A 16,912-nucleotide genomic window follows, 5' to 3' on the forward strand; every position below is an offset into this window, starting at 1 on the left:
GGTTCAAGAGCGGCCCCCGGTCAGACGATGGCGATGGCGTGGTCATGGGCCGGATGGCGAATGACCTCCATGGGGATGCCATAGATGGCGTTCAGGGTCTCCCCTGTCATGATCTGTTCGGGCTCGCCGTGGGTCAGCAGACGGCCGGAGTGCAGCGCCACCAGCCGATCGCAGAAACGGGAGGCCATGTTGATGTCGTGAATGACGATGATGACCCCGAGGTTGAGCTGGCGGCTGAGCTGCTTGACGAGCGTGAGCACCTCCACCTGATGGGCCACGTCCAGGGCGGCCAGCGGCTCGTCCAGCAGGATGAAACGGCTCTCCTGAGCCAGCAGCATGGCGAGCCAGACTCGCCCCCGCTCACCGCCGGAGAGGGTATCCACCAGCCGATCGGCAAAGCGTTCGGTGTGGGTCAGGGCGATGGCACGCTCCACCTGACGGTGATCTTCCGCTCCCATCCGGCCCAGCAGTCCGCGCCAGGGGTAGCGCCCCATCTCCACCAGTTCGCGGCCGAGCAGGTTTTCGGCACTCGGCAGGTGCTGGGGCAGATAGGCCACCTGACGGGCAAACTCCCGGTTGCCCCAGGCAGACAACGGCTGGTCATCGAACAGGATCTCCCCGCCGCTGTGGGGTTGCTGGCGCGCCAGCAGCTTGATCAGGGTCGATTTGCCCGACCCGTTGTGGCCGATGAGGCCATAGACCCGACCTTGCTCGAAGCGAAGGCTGGTGGGGTGCAGCAGCGTGCGGTCATTGACCGCGAAGCTGGCGGATTTCATCTCGAACATAAGCAATTCCTGTGCTGGCTTGCTGCCAGTCTCATCGGTGCCAGCATCAGGCCGGCACCTTGCCATCCAGATGGGCGACCGCATCCCGGCTCACCTGCTCGCGCTGCTCACCGGTCAGTTCGGTGAGGCGGCCCTGGCGCATCTCCAGCAGGCGATCGGCCAGAGAGAAGTAGTGATCGTCGTGGCTGATGGCGATCACCGTCTTGCCCATCTCTTTCAGGCGCGGCAACAGCACCTGATAGAAGATGCGGCGGAACTGGGGATCCTGATCCGCAGCCCACTCGTCGAACAGCATCACCTCCCGCTGCTCTGCCAGGGCCAGCAGCAGGGCGACCCGCTTGCGCTGGCCCTGGGAGAGGTCGATATCGGCGATGAAGCCATCCTTGATGGCAAGCTTGCTGCCCATCTGCAACCGCTCAAGCCACTCGGCGACCAACGCCTCTTTCGGCTCGGGCCCCAGCAAATGCTGGAACAGGTGGTAGTCGGTGAAAATGGCGGAGAAGAGCGCCAGATAGCCGTTGCGATCGGTGACCGGCTCCCCATCCAGCAGGATCCGGCCAGAGACCGGTTGATAGAGCCCGGTCAGCAGCATGGCCAGGGTCGACTTGCCGGAGCCGTTGCCACCGATGAGGAATATCTGCTCCCCCCGCTCGATCACCAGATTGATGGGGCCCACGGAGAAACCGCCCTCCCCCTGGTAGTGAAAGCTCACCTGCTCCAGCTCGATGCGCTGCCAGGAGCAAGGCGCAGGCGGCAACGGGAACGCTTCGTCAGGCTCTGCCAGATTGAGGGCAGCTATCTTGTCGAACGCCACCTGGGCGGCGATCAGGGTCGGCAAGGCTCCGATACCTTGCAGCAAGGGAGTGCGCAGGAACAACAGGGTCAGGGCGAAGGTGGCGGCCACATTGGTGTTGGCCCAGCCCAGCCCGTTGGCCAGAAAGAAGACCAGGCCGATGGCACCCAGCATCATGATATTCGACCAGTTCACCGCGCTCAGGTGGTAGGTATCGGCGCGGATGATCTGCTCCCGGTAGTCCCGGGCATTCTGCTCATAGAGCTGGTGGTAGACGAAGTGGGCACGCTCGCGGTTGAGCGCCAGCTCCTTGCACCCGGCGATGATGGACTGGTAGTTCTGGTAGAGCCTGTCTTCGGCCTGGCGCATGTGCGCCAGGTGGCGATAGACCCGGTTCACCAGCAGCCAGCCCACCACCATGGTCACGGTGACCCAGAGGGCGGTAACACCGAGCAAGGCGGGAGAGAGCAGGCCAAGGTAGATGATGGAGCCCAGGGTGAGCACCAGACCCTGTACCAGTTCCGGCAGGCGCACGAAGGCGATGGTGATCTGACCGATGTCGCTGGAAAGGGAGGCCAGGAGCGGCCCCTGCCCTATTTGACGCAGACGGGCGACGTCGGTATCCAGCAGTTGCTTGAGCAGGCGGCCACGCAACCGGTAGACGAAATGGTGACCCAGGGTGGTCAGGGCAAGTTGGGATCCGAGCGTGATCACCAGCAGCAGCAAGACCAGGCCGACAAGCTGACCCAGGATCGGCAGCGGATCCCCGACTGATTCGATAAGTGATTGATTGATGAAGGCAATGACGCCTATCCCGCTGACAGCACTCAGCAGGCTGAGCAGGGTAATGGCGATGAAGGGCCAACGGTATTGGCGATAAACCAGTGACAAGAGTTCCATGACAGGCCTGTAGATGAATGGAAGGAGGGCGGGAGCCTTCGCCCCCGCCCGGCCTGTCGCTTACCAGCGGTAGTTGACGGTGCCGACTATGCTGCGCGGCTCGCCGTAGTAGCAGTAGTAGTCGCAGCTCGCCACATAGGTGTCGTTCAGCAGGTTGTTGACGTTGATCTGGGCACGCCAGTTCTTGGCAAAGTCATACCCGATCATCGCATCCCATACGGTGTGTGCCGGTACCTGGGCGGAACCATAGATGGGGGTGTAGTCCGCATTCACCGCGCCGATGCCGACGCTGGAACCCACATAGCGCACGCCGGAACCCAGCTCAAGACCGGATACCGGGCCCTGCTGCACCTTGTAGTTGCCCCAGAAGGAGGCCTGGTGGCGCGGGATCAGGCTCGCACGACGATCGCCGTTGCCGGTGTCGTTGGTCTTGGCATCGGTATAGGTATATGCAGCGGTCAGGCGCAACGCCTCGGTGGCCTGCACGCTCCCTTCCAGCTCGACCCCCTGAGAGGTCACTTCACCGGCCTGGGTCTGCTGGCCGGAGCCGGTAGAGACCAGGGAGTTGGTCTGCTCCAGATCGAACAGCGCCAGGTTGATGTAGCCATCGAGGAAGCTGGGTGCGTACTTGACCCCGGTCTCGTAGAGCTTGCCTTCCAGCGGCTTGTAGGAGTTGCCGGTGTTGGGGTCTATCCCCGGCAGCACTTCGAAGGATTCCGCATAGGCGAAGTAAGGGGAGAGACCGTTGTCGGCCAGGTACATCAGGCTGCCGGAGAGAGAGAGGTTGTCGTCGTACTGTTTCTCGTTCTTGCTCTTGGCTTCGCTGATGTTGTGGGTTTCCACGTAATCGAAACGACCGCCCGCGGTCAGCAGCCAGCGATCATCCCAGCGGATCTGGTGCTGGGCATAGAGGCCGCTCTGACCCTTGGTGCTCTTCTGATGGGTCGCGGTGGATTCATCAAAACCGGGGAAACCGCTGTAATCCGGGTTCATGGTGTTGATGGCGCCCATGCCATAGTTGTCGGCTTCCTGGCCTTCATTCACATGGCGCTGCAGATCCACCCCCAGCAGCAGGGTCTGCTCCGTGCTGTCGGTGTTCCAGTAGCCCACCATCTGGTTGTCCATGGTGGCGCTCTTGGTATCCCCATCCCGGTAGACCAGGCCGCGGTAGGCGGTGGTGCCTTCATAGGTCGGGAAGATATAGGTCTGGCGCAGCAGCAGATCGTTGTAGTTGAAGCGAACGTTCTGCTTGAACTCCCAGGTCTGGTTGAGCTGGTGGGCCAGCTCGTACCCGGCGGAGATCTGGGTATTGCGATTGCGATCGTAATCCGGCTGGCTCAGGTTGGTGGAGGGATCGATCTGGCCTCCGGAGGTATTCAGGGTGCCGTAAACCGGGAAGAAACCGTTGGTCGGCACCCCTTCATCGTGCTTGAAGCTGGAAAGCAGCGTCAGCGTGGTGCGATCCGAAATATCCAGGGTCACGCTCGGCGCCAGATAGGCGCGCTCGTTGTAGGTGCCATCCAGCACGCCGTCCCGCTCGTTGTAGAGGGCCACCAGACGATAACGGCTGTTGTCGGTAAGGGTGTCGGAGACATCCACCCCGACCTGGCGCAGATCCCGGTTGCCCAGTTGCAGGTTCACCAGTCCCTGCGGGGTCGCGGTCGGACGCTTGCTGATGGCGTTGATGACGCCTCCGGGAGGGGCTTCGCCATACAGAATGGAGGCCGGGCCTTTGAGCACTTCCACGCTCTCAAGGCCGAAGGGCTCCGGGGTCCAGACATAGTAACCGGTGCTGAAAAGACGGTTGCCATCCAGGTAAGAAGCCGCATCGAAGCCGCGCACCTTGAACCAGTCAGCATCCGTGTCCGAACCATAGGACTGGGACAGGACGCCGGAGCGATAGCGCAGGGACTCGTCTAGCTTGAGTACGGCGTGCTGGTCCAGCTCTTCGCGATTGACCACGGAGACGGCACGGGGGGTCTCTGCCATGGGGACCTCGACCTTCATGGCGGTCCCGGTCACGACCATGGTTTCGCCCGCCTTGGGCAACTCTTTATCCGCCTGTTCCGCCGCCAACACGGGCAGGGACGCCAGCAGACAGGAGAGCGGCAGCAGCTGTGCGCCTCTCTTTCGCATCACGGCATTCGGGGTATTTTTTTGCGCAATCATATAAGTGTCTCAAATATCAATAATTTATGTTTGATTTCTTATTATGGGTGCCCAATTGGACCGGTCAGCCCGGCGCCTCAGGCGAATAAAGCAGCGCCATGCTACTACAGGTGCCGTGATCGAATCGATTCAATAATTGCTAATCATTTGCATCTGCATTGTTAATTGACACTTTGAAGTGTCGTTTGACAACGAAAGGTGCGATGAGGTCGCAACTGTCGGAAAGAAGGCAGCATGACGGCCACGAGACCGGTTTTGGCTGCAAAAAAGTGGACAGGATCCTTATCCCCAAGCTTTATCCATATTTATCCACATGCTTTGGCGGTAAGATCCCCGCTCTTCACTTTTTCGATGACATCAGGATCCATTCCATGGCCAAACTCAACCTCGTCGTCGGCTCCATGCTGGGGGCCTCCGAATATGTCGCAGATCATGTGGTCGGCCTGCTTGAACAGGCGGGCCACCAGGCGGAGATCCACAACCCCGCCAGCCTGGCCAGGATCCTGACCGAGCCAGAAGCCATCGTGCTGGTGGTCACTTCCACCCATGGTGCGGGGGATGTACCCGACAATCTGCAGCCCTTTGCCCGGGATCTTGCCGAACAGCAGCCGGATCTCGCCGCCTTCAAGTACGGAGTGATCGCCCTGGGGGATCGCAGTTATGACACCTTCTGCCAGGGCGGCAAGACGTTGGATCGGCTGCTGGCCGGGTGCGGTGCCAGCCGACTGGGGGATCTCCTGGAAATAGACGTGACCCAGCACGAGATCCCCGAAGATGCCGCAGAAACCTGGATCCACGACTGGATGACCCTGATCGGTTGATCAGGGCCAGGGAGATCCGGTCACGACCCCCGATCTCCCTGGTTATCCCCAGATCCCTATCCACCAGGTTATTAACAGGGGGATCCGGATAAGTTTTTCCCGAGAGCTCCCCACATGAGCTCGGATAATTGTGCATAACTTAGGTGCTAAGCTCTGCAAAACCTATAGTTATTCATGTATTAGATCTTGTCGACCATGTATCTGTGTATAAAAACCCATGTTATCCCCCCGTTTGCCCCCTCTGGATCCAAGCTTTTCCACAAGCAGCGATCGACCTTAACCGAATGATCTTTATGATCAAAAATGCCTTATCAACAGAAGTCTCGGATCCTAATAAAAGATCCAATAAAAGATCGATCTAAAGATCCTTAAGATCTATTTAACCGATCCCTGATCCATACTGATCCTGAAGTAGACGTTCCCCTCCGGATGCTAAACAGATAGAATGATCCGCCCTTCAGACCAGGCAAACAAAGATCTTCAGGCGTGCAGATCAAGGTGATCCCCAATGCAATACCATGAACAATTTGATGTGATCGTCGTCGGTGGCGGTCATGCAGGAACCGAAGCAGCAACAGCGGCAGCCCGCATGGGTCTCAATACCCTGTTGCTCACCCACAACATAGATACGCTGGGGCATATGTCCTGCAATCCGGCGATCGGCGGGATCGGCAAGGGACACCTGGTCAAGGAAGTCGACGCCCTTGGCGGGATCATGGCGCAGGCCATCGATCTCGGCGGGATCCAGTTCCGCACGCTCAACTCTTCCAAGGGCCCTGCGGTGCGGGCTACTCGTGCCCAGGCTGATCGCCTGCTGTACAAGGCTGTGGTGCGTCAGACCCTGGAGAACTACCCGAACCTGAAGATCTTCCAGCAGGCCTGCGACGATCTGGTCATGGACGGGGATCGCGTCGCCGGGGTCGTTACCCAGAGCGGGATCCGCATCAGCGGCAAGACGGTCGTACTGACCGTTGGCACTTTCCTCAATGGTCTGATCCACATCGGCATGGAGAACTACAAAGGGGGCCGCGCCGGGGATCCTCCCTCTATTGCCCTCGCCCAGCGCCTGCGTGAAATGCCGCTGCGCATCGATCGCCTCAAAACGGGCACGCCACCACGCATCGATGCACGCACCGTCGATTTTTCCGTGATGCAGCAGCAACATGGTGACGATCCTCGCCCGGTCTTCTCCTTCATTGGCAACGCCAGCCAGCATCCGCGCCAGATGCCTTGCTACGTGACCCATACCAATGAGCAAACCCACGAGGTGATCCGCAACAACCTGGATCGCAGCCCCATGTACGCCGGGGTGATCGAGGGGATAGGTCCGCGCTACTGTCCGTCGATCGAGGACAAGATCACCCGCTTTGCCGACAAGACGGCGCACCAGATCTTTGTGGAACCGGAAGGCCTGACCACCCACGAGCTCTACCCGAACGGGATCTCCACCAGCCTGCCGTTCGACGTGCAGGTGCAGATCGTCCGCTCGATCCGTGGCTTCGAGAATGCCCATATCACTCGCCCTGGCTACGCCATCGAGTACGATTTCTTCGATCCGCGGGATCTCAAGGCCAACATGGAGAGCAAGTGCATCGAGAACCTCTTCTTCGCCGGCCAGATCAACGGCACCACCGGCTATGAAGAGGCCGCTGCACAGGGCCTGATGGCCGGTCTGAACGCGGGCTTGCGCGTCCAGGGCAAGGAAGCCTGGCACCCACGCCGGGATCAGGCCTACATGGGCGTGATGATGGACGATCTCTCCACACTGGGGACCCGCGAACCCTATCGCATGTTCACCAGCCGTGCCGAATATCGCCTGCTGCTGCGGGAAGACAACGCGGATCTGCGCCTGACCGCCATCGGCCGCGAGCTGGGTCTGGTGGATGATCATCGCTGGAGCCTGTTCAATGCCAAGGTGGAACAGGTGGAGCAGGAACGTCAGCGCATGCGCTCGACCTGGATCCACCCGCAGCATCCGTCTCTGGAGGCGGTCAACGCCCTGGTCAACACTCCCCTGACCCGGGAGCAGAGCCTGGAAGAGCTGCTGCGTCGCCCCGAGGTGACCTACGATGCCTTGATGGCCATCGAGGGTGTGGGGCCTGCATTGACCGATGCGGCTGCCGCGGATCAGGTGGAGATCCAGATCAAGTACGCCGGTTACATCGAGCGTCAGCACGACGAGGTGGAGAAACAGCTGCGCAACGAAAACACCCTGCTGCCGCTGGATATGAACTACCGCGACGTGAACGGTCTCTCCAACGAGGTGATCGCCAAGCTCAACGATGCCAAGCCAGAGACCATTGGTCAGGCGTCCCGCATCTCCGGCATCACCCCTGCCGCCATCTCCATCTTGCTGGTGCACCTGAAGAAACACGGCCTGCTGCGTAAAACCGCCTGAGGAATTCCCCGTTGGACAACATGCTGCAAAGATTGAACGGCCTGCTCATGCAGGCCGGAATTGTTATCACCGAAACCCAGAAGACCCAGTTGGTGCAGTTGGTCGAGTTGCTGCACAAGTGGAACAAGGCTTACAATCTCACCTCGGTGCGAGATCCGGACGCCATGCTGGTCAAGCATATCCTTGACAGCCTGGTGGTGAGTCCTCACCTGCACGGTGAACGCTTCATCGATGTGGGAACGGGTCCGGGTCTGCCCGGACTGCCGCTGGCCATCATCAATCCGGACAAACAGTTCGTGCTGCTCGACAGCCTGGGCAAGCGAATCAACTTCATCCGCCAGGTGATCCTGGAGCTGGGGTTGACCAATGTGACCCCCGTCAAATCCCGGGTGGAGGAGTATCAACCCGAGACCGGATTTGATGGTGTACTGAGCCGGGCTTTCGCCTCCCTGGAGGACATGCTGAGCTGGTGTCATCATCTGCCGTCACCCGAGGGCAGCTTCCTGGCGCTCAAGGGACAATACCCCGAGCAGGAGCTGGCACAGTTGCCTGACAGCATTCGTCTGGTTGCCACCCACAAGCTGGTGGTGCCGGAACTGGAAGGCGAACGCCATCTGCTGGAGTTTAAAGCCATCCAGCCCGAATAGGGCCGCCGCATTCATTTAGGGGACAGTGTGGGAAAAGTCATTGCCATAGCCAACCAGAAGGGTGGAGTGGGTAAAACCACCACCTGTGTGAATCTGGCCGCCTCCATGGCCGCTACCCGGCGCAAGGTGCTGGTGATCGATCTGGATCCGCAGGGCAATGCCACCATGGGCAGTGGCGTCGACAAGTACGATGTCGAGCGCACCGCCTATGAACTGCTGATCGAAGATGCCCCCATCGGCGAGGTGATCATCCCCGAAACCTCGGGAGGCTATCACCTGATTGCCGCCAATGCCGACGTGACCGCGGCAGAAATCCGCCTGATGGAGTTTTTTGCCCGCGAGATCCGCCTGCGCAACGCCCTGGCCTCGGTCAGGGACAAGTACGACTACGTCTTCATCGACTGCCCGCCTTCTCTCAACATGCTGACGGTGAACGCCATGGCCGCCGCCGACTCCGTGCTGGTGCCCATGCAGTGCGAATACTATGCGCTGGAAGGGCTGACCGCCCTGGTGGACACCATCAGCAAGCTGGCAGCCGTGGTCAATCCGGAGCTGAAGATCGAAGGGGTGCTGCGCACCATGTTCGATCATCGCAACCGGCTGGCCAATGATGTGTCCGATCAGCTGAAACAGCATTTCGGGGACAAGGTCTATCGCACCATCATTCCCCGCAACGTAAGACTGGCGGAGGCGCCGAGCTTTGGCGCGCCAGCCATGCACTATGACAAATCATCGGTGGGGGCCAAGGCCTATCTGGCCCTGGCTGGCGAGATCCTGCGCCGCCAGGAGCAGGAGTCCCAGCCGCTCACCGCAGATCGAGAGAGCATATGACGCCGAAGAAACGTGGGCTGGGCAAGGGGCTGGACGCCCTGCTCAGCACCAGCACGGCCGCCCGCCAGAAACAGGTGATGAGCGACCAGCGCACCGAACAGGCCATGGCCCCGACCAATCAGGGGGAATTGCGCAAGCTGCCGGTGGAGTGGCTGCAGTCCGGCAAATACCAACCGCGCAAGGATATGTCCCAGGATGCGCTGGAGGAGCTGGCCAACTCCATCCGTGCACAAGGGGTGATCCAGCCCATCGTGGTTCGCTCCATCGGTGAAAACCGTTTCGAAATCATTGCTGGTGAACGCCGCTGGCGCGCCTCCCAGCTGGCCCGTCTCGAAGTGGTGCCCTGCCTGGTCAAGGATGTCGCCGACGAGGCGGCCGTCGCCATCGCACTCATCGAGAACATCCAGCGTGAAGATCTCAACGCCATCGAGGAGGCCGTCGCCCTCCAGCGCCTGCTGACGGAGTTCGAACTGACTCACCAGCAGGTTGCCGAGGCGGTAGGCAAGTCCCGCACCACGGTCACGAACCTGCTGCGTCTCAACCAGCTCAACGAGGACGTGAAGCGCTTCGTGGAACACGGCGACCTCGACATGGGGCATGCCCGTGCCCTGCTGGCCCTGAGCGGTCAGGCCCAGTCAGAGCTGGCCAAACTGGTGGCCCAGAAGGGGCTGACAGTGCGAGATACCGAGAAGCTGGTGCAAAAAGCACTGGAACCGGCAAAAACCAGGGTTGAACCCGTCCGCGATCCGCAGTTTGGTTATCTCGAGCGCCAGATTTCTGAAAAAATTGGCAATCAGGTGCAACTTCAGCCGGGCAAGAAAGATAGCGGCAAGTTAGTAATAAGTTACGATAACTTGGCAGATTTGGACAGGGTATTGGGCTATTTTGGCCTGTCAGAATCGTGATTTTTACGCTTTTTGTAGTAATAAAACATCCATTACTTTCGATATGAACATAACCTTAATTTCGCGCGGAAAGCCGCAAAAATTAAGGATTTTTGCCATGTTGCAATAGCCGTCTTCACGGGTATAATTTGACCGGCTTTTCGAGCTGTGAACCTGGGGTCTTCGGATCCCGATTTTTTACAGTTCTGTAATGTTCAGGGGTAGGTTGGTGAAGCAGAAAATAGCCTTGGAAGGTTTGACGCTGGCCTTGGCTATGCTCGTTTGTCAGCTGGTCCTGATCCTGGCGATCGCCACCGTCTGGTTTTATCAGGCGGGAGAGTTCGCCGGACAATCCTCTCTCTACGGAGGGGGGATGTACTGGGTTCCTCAAGCCCTGTTCACGCTCTGGGTTCTGCGCCGCAAGGTGACGAAAGAGAGCGTAGGCCTGGTTTTGCGGGACTTTTATGGTGGGGCAGGGATTAAGCTCATTACTACAACAGGACTTTTCGCCCTGCTGTTTGGCGCCGGGATTGAGGTCGACACCGCCTCGTTCTTCGCCACTTATATCCTCGCCCTCGTTGTACAGTGGATAGTTTCATTCACGCTTAACAACCACTATTAGGAAAACTCATGTCTGCAACCGGAGAAGTCCTGACTCCTCAGGGATATATCTCCCACCACCTGACCCACCTGCAGGTAGGGTCCGGGTTCTGGACGGTGAATATCGATTCCATGATATTTTCCGTCGTGCTAGGCGCCCTGTTTATCTGGTTGTTCCGCAAGGTTGCCGTCAAGGCCACCAGCGGTGTGCCCGGTAAGCTGCAGTGCTTTGTGGAGATGCTGGTCGAGTTTGTGAATGGTAACGTCAAGGACATCTTTCATGGTCGCAACAAGGTCATCGCACCTTTGGCCCTGACGGTGTTCGTGTGGATCTTCCTGATGAACTTCATGGACCTGATCCCCGTTGACTTTATCCCTCACGCTGCACAGTTGATGGGTGTTCCCTATCTGCGTGTGGTTCCCTCTGCTGACGTTAACATCACCATGTCCATGGCTTTGGGCGTGTTCTTCTTGATCCTGTACTACAGCATCAAGGTCAAGGGTATCAGCGGGTTCGTGAAGGAGCTGACGCTTCAGCCTTTCAATCACCCTGCTGCCATCCCGGTTAACTTCATCCTTGAAACCGTCACGTTGATTTCCAAGCCTGTTTCATTGGGTCTGCGACTGTTCGGCAACATGTATGCTGGCGAACTGATCTTCATCCTGATTGCGGGTTTGTTACCCTGGTGGTCACAGTGGATCCTGTCCGTGCCTTGGGCAATCTTCCACATCCTGATCATCACTTTGCAGGCGTTTATCTTCATGGTTCTGACCATCGTCTATCTGTCGATGGCGCAGGAAGACCATGGTTGATGCAACTCAAATAATCCTTTTTATACAATCAATTACATCTAAATAAATGGAGATCCTCATGGAAAACTTGAACATGGACCTGCTGTACATCGCTGCTGCAATGATGATGGGTCTGGCGGCTATCGGCGCCTCCATCGGTATCGGTATCCTGGGTGGCAAGTTCCTGGAAGGTGCAGCTCGTCAACCTGACCTGATCCCTGTTCTGCGTACCCAGTTCTTCATCGTGATGGGTCTGGTGGATGCGATCCCGATGATCGCCGTTGGTCTGGGTCTGTATGTGATGTTTGCGGTTGCCTAAGTCATTACGACTCACGCAGAACCCATTAACTAACTAAAGAGGACATCGGCTGTGAATATCAACGCCACCCTCCTCGGCCAAGCAGTTGCTTTTTTCATCTTCGTAGTGTTTTGCATGAAGTACGTATGGCCGCCGCTGATGGCTGCCATCGAAGCCCGTCAGAAAGAAATCGCTGACGGCCTCTCTTCTGCAGAGCGTGCCAAGAAAGATCTGGAGCTGGCCAAGGCCAACGCCACCGATCAGCTGAAAGAAGCCAAGCTTCAGGCTGCTGAAATCATCGATCAGGCCAACAAACGCAAGGCCCAGATCATTGATGAGGCCGCTGTCGGAGCCCAAGCTGAGCGGGAGAAAATCCTGGCTCAGGGCCGTGCAGAGATCGAAGCTGAACGTCATCGTGCCAAAGAAGAACTGCGCAAGCAGGTTGCTGCTCTTGCCATCGCGGGTGCAGAGAAGATCCTGGCACGCCAAATCGACCAGGCTGCCAACAGCGACATCGTCGACAAACTGGTAGCAGAACTGTAACGGGAACGGGGCTATGTCTGAACTGACTACAATCGCTCGCCCCTACGCCAAGGCTGCTTTCGAGTTTGCCGTTGAGCACAAGGCGGTTGACCAATGGCTGGAGATGCTCGATTTCGCCGCTCAGGTGGCAGAAAACGAGACCATGCACAGCCTGGTAAACGGCTCCGTTGCTGCCGAAGAACTGGCAAAGCTGTTTGTCGGTGTCTGCGGTGAGCAGCTCAACGAGCACGGTCAGAACCTGATCCGGGTGATGGCCGAGAATGGTCGCTTGGGTGTGCTGCCGGCGGTCGTTGCCGAATTCGTCGCGCTCAAGGCTGAACTGGACAAAGAAGTTCAGGCTGACGTGATTTCGGCGATCGAACTGACCGACCAGCAGAAAGCCAATATTCAGGCTTCTCTGGAACAACGTCTCGCGCGCAAAGTGAAGCTGAATTGCAGCACAGATGCGTCCTTGATGGCCGGGGTGCTCATCAAGGCCGGTGATCTCGTTATCGACGGCACGGTCCGCGGTAAGCTGGATCGCATGGCCGATGCGCTGCAATCTTGATTGGGGTATTAGAGCATGCAACTGAATTCCACTGAAATCGCCGAGCTGATCAAGCAGCGCATTGCGCAGTTTGATGTCAAAAGCGAAGCGCGTAACGAAGGTACCATCGTTTCTGTAAGCGACGGTATCATTCGTATCCACGGTCTGGCCGATGCCATGCAGGGTGAGATGATCGAGCTGCCGGGCAACCGCTTCGCTCTGGCATTGAACCTGGAGCGTGACTCCGTTGGTGCCGTAGTAATGGGTCCCTATGCCGATCTGGCCGAAGGGATGAAGGTAAAGGGTACCGGCCGCATTCTGGAAGTGCCGGTCGGTCGTGGTCTGTTGGGCCGGGTGGTCAACACCCTGGGTCAGCCGATCGACGGTAAGGGTCCGGTAGACAACGACGGCTTCTCGCCGATCGAAGTGATCGCCCCGGGCGTTATCGAGCGTAAGTCTGTTGACCAGCCAGTCCAGACCGGTCTGAAAGCCATCGATGCCATGATCCCTATCGGTCGTGGCCAGCGTGAGCTGATCATCGGTGACCGCCAGGTTGGTAAGACCGCCATCGCCATCGACACCATCATCAACCAGAAAGATTCCGGCATTAAGTGCGTCTACGTTGCGATCGGCCAGAAGGCCTCCACCATCGCCAACGTGGTGCGCAAGCTGGAAGAGCACGGCGCCCTGGCCAACACCATCGTGGTCGTGGCTTCTGCCTCCGAAGCGGCTGCTCTGCAGTACCTGGCTCCCTACGCCGGTTGCTCCATGGGCGAGTACTTCCGTGACCGCGGCGAAGACGCACTGATCATCTATGATGACCTGTCCAAGCAGGCCGTTGCCTATCGCCAGATCTCCCTGCTGCTGCGCCGTCCGCCTGGACGTGAAGCTTACCCGGGTGACGTCTTCTATCTGCACTCCCGTCTGCTGGAGCGTGCTGCTCGCGTCAACGCCGAGTACGTAGAGAAGTTCACCAACGGTGCCGTGAAAGGCCAGACCGGTTCCCTGACCGCCCTGCCGATCATCGAAACCCAGGCCGGTGACGTCTCCGCGTTCGTTCCGACCAACGTGATCTCCATCACCGATGGCCAGATCTTCCTGACCTCCCAGCTGTTCAACTCCGGTATTCGTCCGGCGGTTGACCCGGGTATCTCCGTATCCCGTGTGGGCGGTGCTGCTCAGACCAAGATCGTCAAGAAGCTGTCCGGTGGTATCCGTACCGCGCTGGCCCAGTACCGCGAACTGGCGGCATTTGCCCAGTTCTCTTCCGACCTGGACGATGCTACTCGCAAGCAGCTGGATCACGGTCAGAAAGTCACCGAGCTGATGAAGCAGAAGCAGTACTCTCCGATGAGCGTGGCCCAGCAATCCCTGGTGCTGTTCGCCGCCGAGAAGGGTTATCTCGCCGATGTCGAACTGAGCAAGATCGTCGACTTCGAAGCCGCTCTGCTCTCTTACGCCAATACCCAGCATGCCGAGCTGATGGCTGAAATCAATGCCAAGGCCGACTACAACGACGCGATCGTTGGCAAGCTGACTGCGTTGCTGGATGACTTCAAGGCAACCCAGACCTGGTAAGCGTGTGTGGCAGCGCAAGCTGCCACCTGATGGAGAGAAGAGATGGCCGGCGCAAAAGAGATACGTAACAAGATCGGGAGTGTGAAGAACACTCAGAAGATCACCAGCGCTATGGAAATGGTGGCAGCGAGCAAGATGCGCCGTGCGCAGGAACGCATGTCTGCCAGCCGTCCGTACGCTGAAACCATGCGCAAGGTGATCGGCCATATCGCTCAGGGGAACTTGGAATACAAGCACCCCTACCTCATCGAACGTGAGGTGAAGCGAGTGGGTTACATCGTCGTCTCCACCGACCGTGGCCTGTGTGGTGGTCTGAACATCAACCTGTTCAAGGCTGCCCTCAATGATATGAAGCAATGGAGCGCGAAAGGTGCCAAGGTTGACCTGGCATTGATCGGTAACAAGGCCTCCAACTTCTTTGAACGGCACGGCGCCAAGGTGAAAGCCCACGTCTCCGGACTGGGTGACAACCCGAGCGTCAATGACCTGATCGGTTCAGTGAAGGTCATGCTGAAGGCTTACGACAACGGTGAGATTGACAGGCTGTATCTGGTGTACAACAAGTTCGTCAACACCATGGTTCAGCAACCAAAAGTCGATCAACTGCTGCCTTTGCCCGTAACAGAAGACAGCAAGCTCGCCAAGAAGCACCACTGGGACTACCTCTATGAGCCGGATCCCAAGCAACTGCTGGATACCCTGCTGATTCGCTACGTCGAATCCCAGGTCTACCAGGGTGTGGTAGAAAACTTGGCAAGTGAACAGGCAGCCCGAATGGTTGCCATGCAAGCCGCGACTGACAACGCCGGCAACCTGATTAACGATCTGCAACTGGTATACAACAAGGCCCGTCAGGCCAGTATTACCCAGGAGCTCACAGAGATCGTTTCCGGTGCTGCTGCGGTGTAAGGCAAGGGTTATCAAAGGTTTAGAGGATTTGACATGAGTAACGGTTTCATCGTCCAAATCATCGGCGCTGTGGTGGACATCGAGTTCCCGCAGAATGCCGTGCCCCAGGTGTACGATGCACTGAAGGTTGTCAGCGAAGGCCAAGGCCAGGGTCTGGTACTGGAAGTTCAGCAACAGATCGGCGGCGGCGTCGTGCGTTGCATCACCATGGGTTCCTCCGACGGTCTGCGTCGTGGGTTGGAAGTAGTTAACAGCGGCAAGGCCATCCAGGTACCGGTCGGTACCTCGACCCTGGGCCGTATCATGAACGTACTGGGCGACCCCATCGACGAGAAGGGTCCGATCGGCGAAGAAGAGCGTTGGTCCATCCACCGCGAAGCCCCCAGCTACGAAGATCAGTCCAACAGCACCGAGCTGCTGGAGACCGGCATCAAGGTTATCGACCTGGTATGTCCGTTCGCCAAGGGTGGTAAGGTTGGTCTGTTCGGCGGCGCCGGTGTAGGCAAGACCGTCAACATGATGGAGCTGATCCGTAACATCGCGATCGAGCACAGCGGTTACTCCGTGTTCGCCGGTGTAGGTGAGCGTACCCGTGAGGGTAACGACTTCTACCACGAGATGATGGAGTCCAACGTACTGGACAAAGTATCTCTGGTTTACGGTCAGATGAACGAGCCGCCCGGAAACCGTCTGCGCGTGGCGCTGACCGGCCTGACCATGGCCGAGAAGTTCCGTGACGAAGGTCGTGACGTGCTGTTCTTCGTGGACAACATCTACCGTTACACCCTGGCCGGTACCGAAGTATCCGCACTGCTGGGCCGTATGCCTTCCGCAGTAGGTTACCAGCCGACCCTGGCCGAGGAGATGGGTGTTCTGCAAGAGCGCATCACCTCCACCAAGACCGGTTCCATCACCTCCGTACAGGCCGTTTACGTGCCTGCGGATGACTTGACCGACCCGTCTCCGGCGACCACCTTCGCCCACCTGGATGCGACCGTCGTACTGTCCCGTCAGATCGCGGCTCTGGGTATCTACCCGGCCGTTGACCCGCTGGACTCCACCTCCCGTCAGCTGGATCCGCTGGTGGTTGGCAAGGAGCACTACGAGACCGCTCGTGGCGTTCAGACCGTACTGCAGCGCTACAAGGAGCTGAAGGACATCATCGCCATCCTGGGTATGGATGAACTGTCAGAAGAAGACAAACTGACCGTAGCCCGTGCCCGTAAGATCGAGCGTTTCCTGTCCCAGCCGTTCTTCGTGGCAGAAGTGTTTACCGGTTCTCCGGGCAAATACGTGCCGCTGAAGGAAACCATCCGTGGCTTCCAGGGCATCCTGAAGGGCGAGTATGACGATCTGCCGGAGCAGGCGTTCTACATGGTTGGCGGCATCGACGAAGTCGTCGAGAAGTCCAAGAAACTGTAAGCCTCGATAGGAGGGC

The 16,912-nt window shown here is 58.4% G+C and carries 16 protein-coding genes; 13 read left to right on the forward strand and 3 right to left on the reverse strand.

Annotation, left to right across the window (positions count from 1 at the left end):
• Window positions 1–20: 20 nt before the first annotated feature.
• The 3 genes from AB5Y89_RS18800 to AB5Y89_RS18810 are packed head-to-tail and all read right to left on the reverse strand — an operon-like array spanning window position 21 to window position 4,647.
• Window positions 21–785 carry an ATP-binding cassette domain-containing protein gene (locus AB5Y89_RS18800; RefSeq protein WP_010672275.1) on the reverse strand — a complete coding sequence of 255 codons (765 nt, stop codon included), beginning with the start codon at window positions 783–785 and terminating at the stop codon, window positions 21–23.
• Between the two features lie 46 nt (window positions 786–831).
• On the reverse strand, window positions 832–2,478 hold the full coding sequence (locus AB5Y89_RS18805) for a multidrug ABC transporter permease/ATP-binding protein (RefSeq protein ID WP_261999507.1): 1,647 nt from the start codon (window positions 2,476–2,478) through the stop codon (window positions 832–834).
• 60 nt (window positions 2,479–2,538) lie between these two features.
• Window positions 2,539–4,647, reverse strand: coding sequence for a TonB-dependent siderophore receptor (locus AB5Y89_RS18810; protein WP_029313364.1), 2,109 nt, complete (start codon window positions 4,645–4,647; stop codon window positions 2,539–2,541).
• 371 nt (window positions 4,648–5,018) lie between these two features.
• Here AB5Y89_RS18810 and mioC point away from each other — a divergent pair, with 371 nt between their 5' ends.
• The 13 genes from mioC to atpD all read left to right on the forward strand — a co-directional run bounded on the left by mioC (window position 5,019) and on the right by atpD (window position 16,896).
• Window positions 5,019–5,468 (forward strand): FMN-binding protein MioC, encoded by a 450-nt coding sequence (gene mioC / locus AB5Y89_RS18815; RefSeq protein WP_039040628.1) that lies wholly within the window; start codon window positions 5,019–5,021, stop codon window positions 5,466–5,468.
• Window positions 5,469–5,976: 508 nt separating this feature from the next.
• A complete protein-coding gene (mnmG, locus tag AB5Y89_RS18820) occupies window positions 5,977–7,866 on the forward strand; it encodes a tRNA uridine-5-carboxymethylaminomethyl(34) synthesis enzyme MnmG (RefSeq protein ID WP_323951226.1) in 1,890 nt (629 codons plus the stop codon).
• Between the two features lie 20 nt (window positions 7,867–7,886).
• The gene (rsmG, locus tag AB5Y89_RS18825; RefSeq protein WP_010672270.1) at window positions 7,887–8,513 is read left to right on the forward strand and encodes a 16S rRNA (guanine(527)-N(7))-methyltransferase RsmG; all 627 of its coding nucleotides are present in this window, start codon (window positions 7,887–7,889) and stop codon (window positions 8,511–8,513) included.
• Between the two features lie 27 nt (window positions 8,514–8,540).
• The gene (locus AB5Y89_RS18830; RefSeq protein WP_029313362.1) at window positions 8,541–9,344 is read left to right on the forward strand and encodes a ParA family protein; all 804 of its coding nucleotides are present in this window, start codon (window positions 8,541–8,543) and stop codon (window positions 9,342–9,344) included.
• A complete protein-coding gene (locus tag AB5Y89_RS18835; protein ID WP_010672268.1) occupies window positions 9,341–10,249 on the forward strand; it encodes a ParB/RepB/Spo0J family partition protein in 909 nt (302 codons plus the stop codon). Before AB5Y89_RS18830 ends, AB5Y89_RS18835 begins: the two co-directional genes overlap by 4 nt.
• A gap of 190 nt (window positions 10,250–10,439) precedes the next feature.
• On the forward strand, window positions 10,440–10,850 hold the full coding sequence (locus AB5Y89_RS18840; RefSeq protein ID WP_010672267.1) for an ATP synthase subunit I: 411 nt from the start codon (window positions 10,440–10,442) through the stop codon (window positions 10,848–10,850).
• A gap of 8 nt (window positions 10,851–10,858) precedes the next feature.
• Window positions 10,859–11,641 (forward strand): F0F1 ATP synthase subunit A, encoded by a 783-nt coding sequence (atpB, locus tag AB5Y89_RS18845; protein WP_010672266.1) that lies wholly within the window; start codon window positions 10,859–10,861, stop codon window positions 11,639–11,641.
• Between the two features lie 58 nt (window positions 11,642–11,699).
• Entirely contained in the window at window positions 11,700–11,939 is a 240-nt protein-coding gene (gene atpE, locus AB5Y89_RS18850; protein ID WP_010672265.1) for a F0F1 ATP synthase subunit C, read from the forward strand.
• Window positions 11,940–11,990: 51 nt separating this feature from the next.
• A complete protein-coding gene (gene atpF / locus AB5Y89_RS18855; RefSeq protein WP_010672264.1) occupies window positions 11,991–12,461 on the forward strand; it encodes a F0F1 ATP synthase subunit B in 471 nt (156 codons plus the stop codon).
• Window positions 12,462–12,474: 13 nt separating this feature from the next.
• Window positions 12,475–13,008 carry a F0F1 ATP synthase subunit delta gene (gene atpH, locus AB5Y89_RS18860; RefSeq protein WP_010672263.1) on the forward strand — a complete coding sequence of 178 codons (534 nt, stop codon included), beginning with the start codon at window positions 12,475–12,477 and terminating at the stop codon, window positions 13,006–13,008.
• 15 nt (window positions 13,009–13,023) lie between these two features.
• Window positions 13,024–14,565 (forward strand): F0F1 ATP synthase subunit alpha, encoded by a 1,542-nt coding sequence (gene atpA / locus AB5Y89_RS18865; protein WP_010672262.1) that lies wholly within the window; start codon window positions 13,024–13,026, stop codon window positions 14,563–14,565.
• Window positions 14,566–14,607: 42 nt separating this feature from the next.
• The gene (atpG, locus tag AB5Y89_RS18870; protein ID WP_010672261.1) at window positions 14,608–15,474 is read left to right on the forward strand and encodes a F0F1 ATP synthase subunit gamma; all 867 of its coding nucleotides are present in this window, start codon (window positions 14,608–14,610) and stop codon (window positions 15,472–15,474) included.
• Window positions 15,475–15,507: 33 nt separating this feature from the next.
• Window positions 15,508–16,896 (forward strand): F0F1 ATP synthase subunit beta, encoded by a 1,389-nt coding sequence (gene atpD, locus AB5Y89_RS18875; protein WP_010672260.1) that lies wholly within the window; start codon window positions 15,508–15,510, stop codon window positions 16,894–16,896.
• Window positions 16,897–16,912 lie beyond the last annotated feature (16 nt).

This window comes from Aeromonas sp. s4, assembly GCF_040907855.1.
Classification (GTDB): domain Bacteria; phylum Pseudomonadota; class Gammaproteobacteria; order Enterobacterales; family Aeromonadaceae; genus Aeromonas; species Aeromonas caviae.

Coding starts and splice junctions, on each gene's coding strand:
- mioC (WP_039040628.1), top strand. CDS start 5,019: ATGGCCAAACTCAACCTCGTCGTCGGCTCCATGCTGGGGGCCTCCGAA.
- AB5Y89_RS18840 (WP_010672267.1), top strand. CDS start 10,440: ATGTTCAGGGGTAGGTTGGTGAAGCAGAAAATAGCCTTGGAAGGTTTG.
- atpD (WP_010672260.1), top strand. CDS start 15,508: ATGAGTAACGGTTTCATCGTCCAAATCATCGGCGCTGTGGTGGACATC.
- atpG (WP_010672261.1), top strand. CDS start 14,608: ATGGCCGGCGCAAAAGAGATACGTAACAAGATCGGGAGTGTGAAGAAC.
- rsmG (WP_010672270.1), top strand. CDS start 7,887: ATGCTGCAAAGATTGAACGGCCTGCTCATGCAGGCCGGAATTGTTATC.
- AB5Y89_RS18810 (WP_029313364.1), bottom strand. CDS start 4,647: ATGATTGCGCAAAAAAATACCCCGAATGCCGTGATGCGAAAGAGAGGC.
- atpB (WP_010672266.1), top strand. CDS start 10,859: ATGTCTGCAACCGGAGAAGTCCTGACTCCTCAGGGATATATCTCCCAC.
- AB5Y89_RS18805 (WP_261999507.1), bottom strand. CDS start 2,478: ATGGAACTCTTGTCACTGGTTTATCGCCAATACCGTTGGCCCTTCATC.
- mnmG (WP_323951226.1), top strand. CDS start 5,977: ATGCAATACCATGAACAATTTGATGTGATCGTCGTCGGTGGCGGTCAT.
- AB5Y89_RS18800 (WP_010672275.1), bottom strand. CDS start 785: ATGTTCGAGATGAAATCCGCCAGCTTCGCGGTCAATGACCGCACGCTG.
- atpH (WP_010672263.1), top strand. CDS start 12,475: ATGTCTGAACTGACTACAATCGCTCGCCCCTACGCCAAGGCTGCTTTC.
- AB5Y89_RS18835 (WP_010672268.1), top strand. CDS start 9,341: ATGACGCCGAAGAAACGTGGGCTGGGCAAGGGGCTGGACGCCCTGCTC.
- atpA (WP_010672262.1), top strand. CDS start 13,024: ATGCAACTGAATTCCACTGAAATCGCCGAGCTGATCAAGCAGCGCATT.
- atpE (WP_010672265.1), top strand. CDS start 11,700: ATGGAAAACTTGAACATGGACCTGCTGTACATCGCTGCTGCAATGATG.